Origin of the sequence: Streptomyces abyssalis, assembly GCF_001751365.1 — a bacterium.
Lineage (GTDB): Bacteria > Actinomycetota > Actinomycetes > Streptomycetales > Streptomycetaceae > Streptomyces > Streptomyces abyssalis.
In genome coordinates this window covers 726,082-737,816 of record NZ_LJGT01000037.1, presented here as the reverse complement: position 1 = coordinate 737,816, position 11,735 = coordinate 726,082, and the positions used below count along the sequence as shown (strand labels likewise).

10 protein-coding genes and 1 pseudogene are annotated in these 11,735 nt (G+C 73.2%); 6 read left to right on the top strand and 5 right to left on the bottom strand.

What is annotated here, in order from left to right; translation table 11 throughout:
* The first annotated feature begins 2 nt into the window (after nt 1-2).
* Entirely contained in the window at nt 3-869 is an 867-nt protein-coding gene (locus AN215_RS06415; protein WP_070009752.1) for an acyl-CoA thioesterase, read from the top strand.
* Here AN215_RS06415 and AN215_RS06410 read toward each other — a convergent pair.
* Nucleotides 850-1,947, bottom strand: coding sequence for a DUF6397 family protein (locus AN215_RS06410; protein ID WP_070009753.1), 1,098 nt, complete (start codon nt 1,945-1,947; stop codon nt 850-852). The genes AN215_RS06415 and AN215_RS06410 overlap by 20 nt on opposite strands.
* Before the next feature lie 261 nt (nt 1,948-2,208).
* The gene (locus AN215_RS06405; RefSeq protein WP_070009754.1) at nt 2,209-2,601 is read right to left on the bottom strand and encodes a roadblock/LC7 domain-containing protein; all 393 of its coding nucleotides are present in this window, start codon (nt 2,599-2,601) and stop codon (nt 2,209-2,211) included.
* 128 nt (nt 2,602-2,729) lie between these two features.
* Here AN215_RS06405 and AN215_RS06400 point away from each other — a divergent pair, with 128 nt between their 5' ends.
* Both AN215_RS06400 and AN215_RS06395 read left to right on the top strand, forming a co-directional pair.
* Entirely contained in the window at nt 2,730-3,158 is a 429-nt protein-coding gene (locus tag AN215_RS06400; RefSeq protein ID WP_070009755.1) for a PPOX class F420-dependent oxidoreductase, read from the top strand.
* Nucleotides 3,159-3,220: 62 nt separating this feature from the next.
* Entirely contained in the window at nt 3,221-3,832 is a 612-nt protein-coding gene (locus AN215_RS06395) for a class I SAM-dependent methyltransferase (protein ID WP_070009756.1), read from the top strand.
* 43 nt (nt 3,833-3,875) lie between these two features.
* Here AN215_RS06395 and AN215_RS06390 read toward each other — a convergent pair whose 3' ends face one another.
* Entirely contained in the window at nt 3,876-4,778 is a 903-nt protein-coding gene (locus AN215_RS06390) for an oxygenase MpaB family protein (protein WP_070009757.1), read from the bottom strand.
* 87 nt (nt 4,779-4,865) lie between these two features.
* Here AN215_RS06390 and AN215_RS06385 point away from each other — a divergent pair, with 87 nt between their 5' ends.
* Nucleotides 4,866-5,651 (top strand): hypothetical protein, encoded by a 786-nt coding sequence (locus AN215_RS06385; protein WP_070009758.1) that lies wholly within the window; start codon nt 4,866-4,868, stop codon nt 5,649-5,651.
* A gap of 91 nt (nt 5,652-5,742) precedes the next feature.
* On the opposite strand, the gene AN215_RS06380 is transcribed toward AN215_RS06385, so the two are convergent.
* Together AN215_RS06380 and AN215_RS06375 are read right to left on the bottom strand one after the other, a co-directional pair.
* Entirely contained in the window at nt 5,743-6,645 is a 903-nt protein-coding gene (locus AN215_RS06380) for a hypothetical protein (RefSeq protein ID WP_139140693.1), read from the bottom strand.
* Nucleotides 6,646-6,718: 73 nt separating this feature from the next.
* Entirely contained in the window at nt 6,719-6,901 is a 183-nt protein-coding gene (locus tag AN215_RS06375) for a hypothetical protein (RefSeq protein ID WP_070009760.1), read from the bottom strand.
* Nucleotides 6,902-7,050: 149 nt separating this feature from the next.
* On the opposite strand from AN215_RS06375, the gene AN215_RS06370 reads away from it, so the two are divergent.
* Together AN215_RS06370 and AN215_RS30265 are read left to right on the top strand one after the other, a co-directional pair.
* Nucleotides 7,051-10,143 carry a DEAD/DEAH box helicase gene (locus AN215_RS06370; protein ID WP_245694280.1) on the top strand — a complete coding sequence of 1,031 codons (3,093 nt, stop codon included), beginning with the start codon at nt 7,051-7,053 and terminating at the stop codon, nt 10,141-10,143.
* A pseudogene (locus AN215_RS30265) lies at nt 10,140-11,703 on the top strand (SWIM zinc finger family protein). Before AN215_RS06370 ends, AN215_RS30265 begins: the two are co-directional and overlap by 4 nt.
* Nucleotides 11,704-11,735: the final 32 nt, after the last annotated feature.

Below are 11,735 nucleotides of genomic sequence, written 5' to 3'. Positions count from 1 at the left end.
CCATGACCAGCCCAGCCGGACAGCTCGCCGGGCTGCTCGACCTTGAACGGATCGAGATCGACATCTTCCGCGGGCGCAGCCCGCAGGAGAACCTCCAGCGCGTGTTCGGCGGCCAGGTCGCCGGGCAGGCCCTCGTCGCCGCGGGACGCACCACGGACGGCCACCGGCCGGTGCACTCCCTGCACGCGTACTTCCTGCGGCCGGGCGTCCCCGGGGTGCCCATCGTGTACCAGGTCGAACGGGTGCGGGACGGCCGCTCGTTCACCACCCGGCGCGTCGTGGCCGTGCAGCAGGGCCGGACCATCTTCAACCTCACCGCCTCCTTCCATCAGCCGGAACCCGGCATCGACCACCAGGTTCCGATGCCCGAGGTGCCGGACCCGGAGACCCTTCCGAAGCTGGCCGACGAGATCCGCGACCACCTCGGCGAACTCCCCGAGTCCCTGGAACGCATGGAACGCCGCATGGCCTTCGACATCCGCTATGTCGAGCGGCTGCGCTGGGACGCCGGGTCACTGCGCGACGTCGAGCCGCGCAGCGGAGTGTGGATGCGGGCAAGCGGCTCGCTCGGTGACGACCCGCTCGTGCACACCTGCGCCCTCACCTACGCCAGCGACATGACGCTCCTCGACGCCGTACGCATCCCCGTCGAGCCGCTGTGGGGCCCGCGGGGCTTCGACATGGCCTCCCTCGATCACGCGATGTGGTTCCACAGGCCGTTCCGCGCGGACGAGTGGTTCCTGTACCAGCAGGAGTCACCCATCGCGACGGGCGGCCGGGGACTGGCACGTGGCCAGATCTTCGACCGCGAGGGCCAGTTGATCGTCTCGGTGATGCAGGAGGGCCTGTTCAGAAAGCTGGGCGGCTGAGCCCTCGCCTCCGTACACGCAGCACGTCCGGACGCGACGGGAAGGGGCGCTGCCGCCGGGCACGCAGCACCGTCAGCGCCCGGGCCCTCCGCTCGACGGCACGCGTCCTGCCGCGGCCTGCGCCGGCGCCCGCGCACGGTGACCTCACCCCGGCGGAGTCCCGCACCGGCGGCGCGGCCTGCGCCTTCACGGCCCCCCGGCCGCCGCCCGGCCCCTCCACGGTCACCTCTGCGCCGCCGCCAGGAGCGGACGGGCACGCGGAAGCCGCGGCCACCGCTGACGCCGGGGGTTCCCCGGACGCGCGTGCGCTCTCCAAGTCGGCGGCGAGCATGAGCCGCTGCCAGAAGACCTCGTCCTCACCGTCCGCCTTGCACAAGGCTTCCACCACCTCCCGCACGACGGCAGACCTCGCCCGGAACGGCGCCAACTCAGGCCTGAGGGCGCTCAACCGGGCCCGTTCACCCGCATCGGGAACGGCTTCCTCCAGGGCCTCCTCGCCGAGCAGCGCCGCCCGCGCCGCGGCCGCTTCCCATGGCCCGTCCGCCTCCCGGCACAGCGCGCGGACCCGGCGGCCGCGCCAGTGCCCGGCTCGCAGGTCCACCCCTTCCGCCAGCAGCATGCGCAGCCCGCGCGGGAGCCTTCCGGCAAGCAGCTCCGGCCGGTTCTCGGCGAAGGCACGCAGCTCCGTCTCCGGATACAGCCAGACCACGGTTCCGTAGCGGTTCACGTAGAAGCGCACCGGGCTGAAGCAGCCACCCCGCGCCAGACGCGCGAACCGTGCCGCTGTGACACCGAGAACCCGCGCACCGCCGCCCGCGTCCACCACACGCAGCCGCTCCTGCAGCCCGTGCGGAAAATCCTCGGCGGCACGCAGCCGGGCCAGTTCCTCCCGGGGCACCCTGCCGGGCGTCCACCCGCCGGCCGCCGCCGTGCGGACCGCGTCCACCGCTCCCGCGGCACGCACCTCTCGTACAGCTCGGACGGTACGCACCTCTCCGAGCTGCACGGCCAGCTCCATCGCCCCTGAGGTCAGGCCCAGTTGCCGCCTCGCCGTGCTCATCGCGACATCGTCCAGCATGGTCTCTCCCCCGTCGTCCTGTCGTCGTATCCAGCCGGGACCCAGCTCTGTTCCGGACCTGCTCCAGGCCTGATCAAGAGCCGGTGATCCCCGCTACTCACAGTGACGACAGTAGACGACAGGCATGCATCCCGCCCGGCCTGTGGATAACTCGGCCTGCGGGCCCGCAAGGCGGACGGGCACGGGACCGCTTCACGGCACCGCCCGGGAGGCAAGGCCCGGGGGCGCGTCCCCGACCGGCGAACCCTGCTGGTCACAGGGCTACATGCCGTTACGCGCCGCCAGTCCGAGATGCTCGCCGACGCGGTTCACCAGCAGCGTCATCTCATAGGCGACAGCCCCCACGTCGGTGTCGTCGCCTGTCAGCACGCACAGGCAGCTCCCCTCGCCCGCGGAGGTCACGAAGAGCAACCCCTCCTCGAACTCGATCATCGTCTGCCGCACCCGTCCCGAACCGAACTGGATCCCGGACCCCTTCGCCAGCGACTGCAGACCGGACGCGACCGCGGCGAGATGCTCCGCGTCGGCCTTCTCCAGGGTCTGACTGTTCGCGGTGACCAGACCGTCGGTCGAGAGCACCATCGCGTGCCGTACGGACGAGATCCGCTCCGTCAGGTCATCGAGCAGCCAGTCGAGCCCTGTGTTCAGCGCCATCCCGGCGTTCCCCCTTCTCCTCAGCTGCTGCCGTGCCACCCTTACCCACCACAACGCGGCGAGCAACCACACGCTCACGTGCCGCACTCAGTGCCACGGTCCGTGTACGCATGGCGCAGTATGGACCCATGGCTGTGAGGATGACGGAAGACGAGTGGCGCGGCTTCATCTCCGAGGGCACGCGTACGGGCAAACTCTCAACGGTGCGCGCGGACGGACGCCCCCACGTCGCCCCCGTGTGGTTCGTGCTCGACGGCGGCGATCTGCTCTTCAACACAGGTGAGGACACGGTCAAGGGGCGCAATCTCGCCCGCGACGGCCGCGTCTCCCTCTGTGTGGACGACGAACGGCCGCCGTTCGCATTCGTGGTCCTGGACGGCCGCGCCGAGTTGAGCCGCGACATGGACGAAATGCTGCACTGGGCCACCCGCATCGGCGCCCGTTACATGGGCGAGGATGCAGGGGCGGAGTTCGGCGCACGCAACGCCGTGCCGGGCGAGTTGCTCGTACGAGTGCGCATCGGCAAGGTCGTGGCGCTCTCCGGCATCGCGGACTGACCGGCCGCGCCGCGCCCCCGTGCCCCACCCCGCCCGTCCGTCCGTCCGTCATCAGGAGGCCCATGCCGCAGGAGCCGAGCGAAGAGACCGCCCGTGTACGTGAGTTCTTCTCCGTCCGCGCGGCCCGCTGGGACGCACGCTTCCCCGACGACGGCCCCGCCTACGAGGCGGCGGTCGGCGAACTCGGCCTCCACGAGGGCGACTCGGTGCTCGACGCGGGCTGCGGCACCGGGCGGGCGCTGCCGCCGCTCCGCGCCGCCGCCGGTCGCCGCGGCACCGTGCTCGGTGCGGACGTCACCCCGGAGATGATCTCCGAAGCCGTGCGCGCGGGGCGGGATTCGTGTGCGCGTCTGCTGCTCGCCGACGTCAGCCGGCTTCCGCTGCGCGACGCCTGCCTCGACGCCGTGTTCGCCGCCGGTCTGATCTCCCATCTGGGCGGTCCGGGCAGGGGCCTTCGCGAGCTGGCCCGTGTCGTGCGTCCGGGCGGCACTCTCGCCCTCTTCCATCCCGTCGGCCGTGCGGCGCTCGCCGCGCGCCAGGGCCGCACCCTGACGGCGGACGACCTCCGTGCGGAGCCCAACCTCCGTACGCTGCTTGCCGGTTCGGGCTGGCGCTTGACGTCCCTGGCCGACGACGAGGACCGCTACCTGGCACTGGCGGCACGGACGCCGTGAACGCGGCACGAGACCGGGACAAGACCCCGCCCCGGCCCGTCCGCTACGCCTTGCCGTGCGGCACCGGACATCCGCCGGCGGCCCGCGCCTCACGCCCGGGGAACGTGCCCAGGTCCTCCAGCCGGTAGCCCACCGGATAGCCCGGGTAGCCCTTGATCTCCGGGTTCTGCCGTGCGTAGTGCGGCGTGCGCCGCGGCGGCATCAGCCGTACGGCACGCGCCCGCGCCCGCAGGGCACCCCGTACGAGCCCGCGCACGCCCGGCCGTGGCGGTCCGTAACGGAAGGCCCGCAGCAGCGAGTCGTCCAGCAGCGCCTTGCTCGCGCCGCGCACCGCCGGAGCGAGCGCCGACGGATACCAGGACGCCATGAGTTCCAGCGTCGAGTCCGACACGTGCCGGGAGTCCGGGTCCCAGGCGAAATGTGCGGCTTCGTACTCGTCGAGACACGTCTCGAAATCGCCGTAGCCGCCGGGGAGTCCGGTGATTCCCATGTGCCGTCCGAGCGTGCGGTAGTAGGCGGCGGAGGCCTCCTGCTCGTGGCGTGACAGGCGCCGCCAGCCGTACGCGTCGAGCCACCGCTTCGGCATCACCACAAACGTGCAGAGCACGTAGCGCATGTCGTCGTTCGAGATGTCGTAGCTGTTGTGCATCTGGTTGATCCGGCGGATGGCGGTGCGGCCCTCGTCGGACGTGAAACCGTGCTCGACCACCGCGTCCAGGAGCAGCGCCGTGTCGTCGTAGCGCTTCTGCGTGCGGTCGGTCAGCTCCGCCGTGCGGGCAAGCAGGCGTCCGATGCTCGGCACCGCGTACGTGCGGTAGAGAGCCAGCTCCAGCGAGCGTGCGAAGTCCCAGGGGAACTCGTACGTCGACGAGAGCCGGTAGATCTCCAGGAAGTCCTCTTCCGGGTCGAGTTGCAGGATGTGCCTGAGCCGGTCGTAGCGCCCCACGTCGCGTCCCTCCGTCAGCAGCCCTGGTCTGTGAACGAACTGACTCTAGAGTTAAGGTTCCCCAGAACTCACGGAAGGGGAGGCGCCGTGGCCGCCGAGGACGATGACGCGCTGTTTGTGCTGACGGCTGTACTTCTGACTCCCGCCCAGTTTCCGAGCGTTCTGGGCGACGACTACCCAGAGGCGTGCGCGAGACTCGGCCTCGAGCCGTACGCCGAGGGCTACGGGCTGGTTCTCGGCCAGGACGGCTCAGGCGCCCGCTGGACCGTGGCCACCGACGACGTCACCCTCGTCGCCTGCGCGATCGCCGCGTGGGACTGCGGCATGGACTACGACCTCTCCCCCTCCGACCGTTCCGTGGCCGCGGCGCTGCCGGGCTGGCCGCTGCACGTGGCCGTCTCGGCCCCCGGGGTGGCCGCGCCCCACGACCCCGCGCCGGAGCCGGAGACGGACGGCGGCCGCTCGGCGCTCGTACCGCCGGACACGGAGCACTGGGGGCCCGCGCAGCGGCGGCTCGGCGCCGACGAGATCGCGCTGCAGTGGGCGGTGTGGCGCGAACAGGTCGAGGACGACGTGGAGTTCGTCGACGCGGGCGAGAGCCCCAACGAGTCGGTGCAGCGGGTGCTGAAGGAAGTCCGCGAGTATCTGCACAGCCCGCCGCCGCCCGGCCGCGTCCGCTCAGCCTTCGCCTCCGGGGAGGCGCGCACACTGCGCGCTGACGGACCCGGCTGGAGCATGGTGGCACGCACCGACGACATCGCGTTCCTGCTACTCGACGACGAGCCGGGAGAGGTCCTGCCGGTCGGACGAGGGGCCGAACTGCCCGGCCTGCTGGAGGCGTTGGACGGAATGGCGCTGCGCCCCGCCGCCTGACACCGCCCCGCCGCGCCTCGCCCGCCTCCGCTCGCCGCACCGTCCGCCTCGCCGCCCGTCCGGCGGCTCCGGCCTCCTGCTGCGTGCCGGTTCAGCCCTGCGGGACCGGCACCCCCACCTCACCGGGCTGTCCGTGCCACGAGACGAGAACCGCGCCCGGCACAGGCTGCCCCCGCTCGGCGGCCATCAGGAACTCGGCCGACTCCCCGGGCCGTACGACGGCGTCCTCCGGTACACCTCGCGCGGAGGAGGGGAGGTTCACGCGGCTGACCCGGACGCCCGTGCGGGTCTCGGTGCCGGTGTTGCGCAGGGCGAAGCCGTGGCGCCCGACCCGCTCGACACGCCAGATGCCGGCCGGCGTCCACGGCGGCACCGGCGGAAACGGAGCGGGACCGGCCCCCCAGGGGGCCGCGCCCGGCTGCTGCACCTGCGGAGCCGCGTACCCGCCTTGCTGCGGGAATCCGTACGCGGGGGTGGTGGGGGGTCCTGCCGAGACGGGCGGCCCGGCGGGAACCGGAGATCCGTACGGGTCGGGCTGCGGCCGGTGCTCCGGCGGGGCGGCGGGTCCGCCGGGCTCGCGCCCCGAGGACGGCTCGGCGGGCTCTTCCCGTTCGTCTTCCCACGCGTCCTCGGCGGAGGGGGTCTCCTCGGGCGCCGGCCTCGAAAGCGGAGGCGGAGGCGGTACAGGCCGCTGTGCGGGAGGGAGAGGAGGGACGGACTGCCATGCCGGCGGCTCGGCCGCCGGCACCGGCGTCCCCTGCCGGGACGCGGCCGTGAGCTGCCCCAGAAGCTGCTCCATGGCGAGCGTGTGCCGCTCCGCGGCCTCGATCTGGCGGCGCTGCAACTGCGAAGCCTCTGCCTGCAGTTCGTTCTGGCGGCGCAGGTCGCGCCGCTGGCCGACACCTTGCGCGATCGCGTAGCAGGCCATGCCGAACGTCACCACGGTGCCGCCCCACGTCGCGGCGTCGCCGGTCTCCAGCGCCAACCAACTCATGGCCCAACTCTATGGACCCGGCGGCATGTTGCGTACGGGACCCGCCCGCCCCGGCGCGGGGCGAGCGGCGGGATCAGCGGCCGAGTTCCTTGCGGCTCACCCGGCGGAGCCGGTTCCGCTGCGAAGGGTCGAGCGCCAGGTACGCGATCACGGGGACGCCGACGATCACGGCGAGGGCGATCCAGAACGTGGTCAGCCACCACAGGAGCAGCCCGACAGCCACGCCCGTCACGGCGATCTTGCCTCTGTTGGTCATCTCTCCTCCTTCAGGGCAGGTCAGCATGCCCGCCCTCTGTCCATTAGAACGCCGATTCGCCCGAAGGGGTTCCCTCTGGGTTTCCGGCTTGCCGCTCCCCTGAGGTAGCCTCGGCGGCTCAAGTCGACTAGTCAAACTTGAGGAATTGCGTGGGCACTGCGACCCCTACCGTGACGACGCCCTCCGCCACCCACCGTCCCGCCTCCCACACCGCCTCCCAGCTCGCCTCCCTCGCCCGCTCGGAAGCGGTGCTGCTGCGCGGCGACCCGCCCCGCACCTCACGCGTGGCCTTCTGGCGTACGGACGGGGCTCCACCGCTTCCACACGGGGACGAGGAGCTGGAAGAGCTGACCGTCGCGCTGCCCTGTGAGGACGGCTCCTTCCGCGCGCACACCGTCCCCGCCGCGGTGCTCACGGTGAGCGACGCGCTGCCCGTGCTCACCCGTGCCCGGCGTACCGAGCACGAACACCGACACCGGCAGCGGCCGCCTGCGGCGGTCTTCTGGGGTGCGGCGGCCCTCCTCGCTCTCCGGTTCGCCGCGCAGGGAAGGCTGCTGCCCGGGCTGAGCCCCGCCGGGTACGACGCCTGGAGGCCGGCCCCTCTCGGGCCGGCGGAGAACGAAGCGCTGCGGCAGCTGGCGGCCTCGATGCCTGCGCATGCGTACGCCGTGCCCCTGCCCGCGGCGGCGGGGAGCCCTTCCGGGGCGTCACCGCTGCTGCTTCCCGCCCCCGAGGAGCAGATCCGTGCCTTCCTCGACGCCGTCGCCGACGTGCTGCCCCGCACGCCCGCGGCGGACCTCGCCACAGGTCATCCGGCGTTCGCGGCCCTCGCTCCGCAGCACATCCCCGAGCAGCAGGAATGGGCGGCGGACGTCGCCGCCGGACATGACGCGGGCGTACGGCTGTCCCTGCGCATCGAGGTCGCGGGGCTCCCGGAAGAGGATGTCCGCGAAGCGCCCTCTCCCGCGGACGAGTCCGCGGCAGCCGGTCCGAAGGCCGCACCGGACGCCGGGGCCGCACCAGGCGTGGAGACGGCACCAGGCGTGGAGGCCGCACCGGACGCCGCGCGCTTCCGCGCGGTGCTCCAGCTGCACAGCCTCACCGATCCCGGGATCGTGGCCGACGCCGCCGAGGTCTGGCCGGGTGCCTCGCGCTCCGCGGAGGCCTTCGGCCCACGCGTCCGTACGGACACCCTTCTGACGCTGCGCCGGGCCGCCGCGGCCTGGGGCTCGCTCACGCCGCTGCTGTCGGCACCGGCCCCGGACCGCGTCGAACTGGACGACGAGGAGATCTCCGAACTCCTCTCCGCCCCGGTGACCGAGGCCCTGCAAGCGGCAGGAGTGGAGGTGCACTGGCCGGGCCGGTTCGCCCGTGACGTGACGACGCGTGCCGTCATCACAGCGGACTCCGGCACCGGGCGGCGAGCAGACGCGGACGGCCCGCCGTCCGGTCTCCCCTCGCTGCCGGGCGCCGGTACGCTCCTCGGATTCGACTGGCGTCTCGCGGTCGGCGGGACGGAACTGACCGCACAGGAGCTGGAGCAACTCGCGGAGACCGGGCGGCCGCTGGCCCGGCTCCGCGGCCGGTGGGTGCTGATCGATCCCGCGGCCGTCCGCCGCGTCAGCCGGCGGCGTCACACCGGCGTCACCCCCCTCGACGCGCTGGGCGCGGCGCTGACGGGGACGACCGAGGCCGGGGGCGAGCTCTACGAGGTGCGTGCCTCCGGCCCGCTGGAGTCGCTTCGCTCCCGCCTGTCGGAGCTGTCGGACCCTCACTCCGCGCGCGTTCCCGCCGTCCGGCAGCCGGAAGCCCTCCATGCGACCCTGCGCGACTATCAACTCCGCGGCCTGGACTGGCTGGAGACGATGACGTCACTCGGTCTGGGCGCCTGTCTCGCCGACGACATGGGCCTGGGCAAGACCGTCACGCTGATCGCTCTGCATCTGCACCGGCAGCTGGATCCCGTCACGAGCGGCCCCACGCTGGTGGTCTGCCCGGCGTCGCTGCTGGGCAACTGGCAGCGTGAGACGGAGCGGTTCGCTCCGGGCACGCCGGTACGCCGCTACCACGGACCGTCGCGCAGCCTGGAGGGCCTGGAGGACGGCGAGTTCGTACTGACGACTTACGGAACGATCCGGCTGGACGCGGCCCGCCTCGCCTCCCTTCCGGGTGAGCGGAGCTGGGGCTTGGTCGTCGCCGACGAGGCCCAGCATGTGAAGAACCCCTTCTCCGCGACCGCCAGGGCGCTGCGTACGGTCCCAGGCGGGGCACGCGTCGCCCTCACCGGCACCCCGGTGGAGAACAATCTCTCGGAGCTGTGGTCCGTCCTCGACTGGGCAACGCCGGGGCTGCTGGGCCGTCTTGGCACCTTCCGCAGACGGTACGCGGAGGCCGCCGAGGGCGGTGACCCCGCAGGTGCCGAGCGGCTCGCCCGGCTCGTGCGCCCGTTCCTGCTGCGCCGCCGCAAGAGCGATCCGGGCGTCGCGCCCGAACTGCCGCCGAAGACCGAGACCGACCGGGCCGTCTCGCTCACGGCCGAGCAGGCCGGACTCTACGAAGCGGTCGTACGCGAGGGCCTCGCCGAGCTCGGGGGCACCGGCGGTTTCGCCCGCCGCGGCCTGGTCGTGAAGCTGCTGACCTCTCTCAAGCAGATCTGCAACCATCCGGCGCAATACCTCAAGGAGGACGCTCCCACACTGGCGGGACGCTCCGGAAAGCTGGAACTCCTCGACGAGTTGCTGGAAGCGATCCTCGCCGGTGAGGACCCCGGCGGTGTCCTGGTCTTCACCCAGTACGTGCGGATGGCGCGGCTGCTCCAGCGGCATCTCACCGGCCGTGGCGTGCCGTCGCTCCTGCTGCACGGCGGTACGCCCGTCGCGCAACGGGAGGAGATGGTGCGCGACTTCCAGGACGGCGGAGCGCCGGTCTTCCTGCTCTCGCTCAAGGCGGCGGGCACGGGCCTCAATCTGACCCGCGCCACTCATGTCGTCCACTACGACCGCTGGTGGAACCCGGCCGTCGAGGCGCAGGCCACCGACCGCGCCTACCGCATCGGCCAGGACAAGGCGGTTCAGGTGCACAGACTCATCACCGAAGGGACCGTCGAGGACCGCATCGCCGCGATGCTGGAGCGTAAGCAGGCCCTCGCCGACGCGGTGCTCGGCTCCGGCGAGGCAGCGCTGACGGAGCTCTCCGACAGCGAGCTCGCGGACCTCGTGGGGCTGCGAAGGAGCCACACATGACTGGGACCGGTGGAACGCCGGCCGGGCAGGCGGACGACGGCGACGGCGGCTTCGGGGAGGCCGGGCGGCACGGCGACGACGGTGAACGCATCTTCGCCGCGCTGCCGCCGGCCCGCGGCCGGGCCTTCGCGCGCACGTGGTGGGGCGTGCGGTGGCTGAAGGCGCTGGAGGACACGGCGCTGGAGACCGAACAGCTGCGCCGGGGACGCCGGCTGGCGCGTCAGGGCACCGTCGGCGCGGTCTCGGTGCGTCCGGGGAGAATCACGGCCGTCGTGCACGGATCGGACGGTGCGCCGCAGCGCGCCGACGTGCTGCTGCGGGAGTTCACCGGCACCGAGTGGGAACGGCTCCAGGTGGTCGTGGGGCGCGAGGCGGGACACGTCGCCGCACTGCTCGACCGGGACATGCCGCCGCGCCTGGTGGAGGACGCGGAGAGCGCCGGAGTCGAACTCCTCCCGGGTATCGGCGACTTGGAAGCCACATGTGACTGCGGGGCCTGGGACCTGTGTCCGCATACCGCCGCGCTGTGCTACCAGACGGCGCGGCTGCTCGACGAGGACCCGTTCGCGCTGCTGTTGCTGCGTGGGCGTACGGAGGGCAGGTTCCTCGCCGGCCTCGGCATGCGCGGCGACGCCGCTGCCGCGACCGCCGGGCCGGAGGGCCCCGCCGCCGAGGAGCGGGCGGAGGGCGCACCGGGCGTCGGCGGCGCTGCGACTCGCCGTCGTCCGGCGGCTGTTCCGGCGGCCGAGGCCTACGCCCTCGCGGCCGTCCTGCCGCCGCTGCCCGCCCTTCCCGAGCCGGTCGCGGAACCGGGCACGCCGCCCTCTCCGGCGAGCGGCACATCTCCGGCCCCTCCGGGGACTGGACCTCGATGCCCTGGAGTTGCTCGCCTCGGATGCGGCCGCCAGGGCGCGGCGGATGCTTCAGGAAGCCCTGGCACCCTCGCACGCCGACAGTGCGGTGCCCCTACCGCTGACCCGGCGGGAGGACGCCGTGCGGCTCGCCGCGCACGGGCCGGGCGAGCGCATCGCCGGGCGGCTCGCGAGAGGCTGCGGGCTCACCACGGCCGGGCTGGCGCCGGCCGTACGGGCATGGGAACTGGGAGGTGCCGAGGGGCTGTCCGTATGGGAAGAGCCCTGGACCCCGGGCCCGGAGGCACTGGCGCGGATCCGGGGCCGGCTCGCCACGGCTCTCGCGGACCCCGAGCCGCAACCCGAGTCGCAGCCGGGGTCCGGACCGGAGAGGGAACCGGGGGCAGAGGGCGGTCCGCCTCCGGGGGCTCCACGTTCGCCGGGCCCGCCGGACGCGGCACCGGATCTGCACGGCGGGGAAGTGCGCGGCGAGGACCTGCCCGCGTGGATGCTGCGCGGCGAGGACAACCGCTGGAGCACACCCGACGGCGGAGCCCAGCTCCGCCACGGGCGTGACGGCCGCTGGTGGCCCTACCGCCGGGACGGGAACGGCACTTGGTGGCCTGCGGGAGGTCCCGAACAGGACCCGGCCGCGGCGCTGGCGGTCGCCGCAGGAGACAGCGAACCCGGCCGGGACGGGAGAGCCTGAGCTCCGCCCCGCCCCGGCCGGGGAGGGTGCCG